This window comes from Pseudoalteromonas sp. SG43-6 (assembly GCF_014164365.1).
Classification (GTDB): Bacteria; Pseudomonadota; Gammaproteobacteria; order Enterobacterales; family Alteromonadaceae; genus Pseudoalteromonas; species Pseudoalteromonas rhizosphaerae.
This window is the reverse complement of sequence record NZ_JACJEZ010000123.1, coordinates 1-1,786: the sequence shown is the minus strand read 5'-3', so window position 1 is coordinate 1,786 and position 1,786 is coordinate 1. Positions and strand designations below refer to the sequence as shown.

Annotated in this window: 1 protein-coding gene and 1 pseudogene; both read right to left on the bottom strand. The window is 32.4% G+C overall.

The features are described from left to right. Positions 1–134: 134 nt before the first annotated feature. A complete protein-coding gene (locus tag H5201_RS22365) occupies positions 135–1,280 on the bottom strand; it encodes a KTSC domain-containing protein (RefSeq protein WP_182785438.1) in 1,146 nt (381 codons plus the stop codon). Next, positions 1,277–1,786 (bottom strand): annotated as a pseudogene (locus H5201_RS22360) (chitodextrinase); the annotation flags it as partial. The pseudogene H5201_RS22360 and the gene H5201_RS22365, both read right to left, overlap by 4 nt.

Sequence of the window (1,786 nt, the reverse complement as noted above, 5' to 3'; positions counted from 1 at the left end):
GTTGAATATCGGCTAAATCTGTATTTTTAGATTGTGAGTTAAGCTTAAAAATATTTGTCGCGTAAGCATATGAACAAAAAAGTAACCAAGCAATAATGATGAGTTTAGTCATTGCAAATTCCTTTGAAGTTTCATTACTTTTCAACTTTTGCAAAAGGTTCAATGGTTGTCATTTTCAGGTAAGTCATACTTTCAATATCTAACTTATCAAAAGGGTATTGACCTCGAATATTATCATTAAAAACCTTCCCCATTGATGTTGAGTAATACAGCTCATCCCATAATAAGATTGGTATATTGTAATAACGATAAACACCACCAGATTCAAATTTGAGGTCAAGAATTTTACTTATTTTTGAATAGCCGATGTGTGAAAAAGCATCAGATTTTACTGGATGTTGTTCAAATAACGGAAAGGGGGTTTGGTTTTGTATAGAAAACTCAATTTTTTCACTAATTTTACTCGCAACAGGATTACTTCTAAGGTATGAATCTATTAAACCATGATGTGAGTCGTCAAAGTATGATTTAGCAGAAAAATTAGGTGGTAGACTTCCAAATAATATTCTTACTATATCAATGACACTGTCATCATCTAAAGTGAGATATGAAACTAGAGCTTTATACTCATCTTTGGGTAATGAACTTGTTGGGGGAGCGATTGCAGAAAGGCTGATCATTGGATAATCTGCAGTAGAATAACCGTCACTGTAAATGTAGTTATCAATTATTTCTTCGAATAAAACATTAGTATAAAAATTACCTTGGGAGTGACCCAGTAAAATAATTCTATTGCATGAATTCATATGAAAATTTAGTTTTTGGTAAGCATTGTTATAATCAGTTTCGTTTATGATACTGTAATTTGCATCAATTACAGACTCTAAGATAACTTCTTGTAAAATCATTAAATCTTTTTTATTTAAGACAGAAACAGTACCATTGAGTATGGCAGTAATGATTCTATATTTCGGTGAAAATATAGATAGGTCGCTATATTTTTGTTGAGCAACTTCATAAATTTGCTCATATATAACCTCATTATTATTATAGTTACCATCTGCTTTAGCTCCTCGGTAGTACTTACCTAACCAAACAGCATGAAAATTATCGATCCAAGCAAGATTTGATTCAAATTCATCATAACTTGTGAGCATTCCATTTACATGGAAAAAGCGTATATAATCAACTTGCTTACTACAGTGTCTATCAAGAGTTTGTAAGTTAGCAAATGCAGAGTATGAAAAAATTAAGGCCATAATTAAAATGTATATTTTCATTTTTTAGCCCCTATTAATGCTTCACAATGTTGATCAGCCATCCAGTGGTAGCTAGGTTCAAAACGTAGAATATCTGCTATTTTATTTTGACTTTTCCGGTTCGTATAAGCTCGATCAATTGTATTGAAATACAATGATTTAGGATTACGAAAATCAGAGAATTCATTTTGTAATTGCCTTGTGCAGTAATTGATATTCATAATATCTAAAATAATCTGCTTACCGATCTCAGTATCTAAATTTGGTATACGGCCCTGCTCTATATCAATAACCAGTTGTAATGTTGAAGCGGCACCTAAACTAAAGGTGATGAGCTGTGGAGAATCAAACTTTTCATACACATAGCGCTCATAATCGTCGCGGATACCGTTGTCATTTTGATCAACACCGTCCAGCGTTTTATAGTCGTCAGGGTGTTCAGGTGGTAAATCTGGGGTTTGGTAGAATGAATCTTTAATTTTTTGCCAACTACTATGAAGTTTAGGTTCGTTATTCTCATTCCAATA

Bases quoted from the DNA above. Each gene is read 5' to 3' on its own strand.
- H5201_RS22365 (WP_182785438.1), bottom strand. From the start codon at position 1,280: ATGAAAATATACATTTTAATTATGGCCTTAATTTTTTCATACTCTGCA.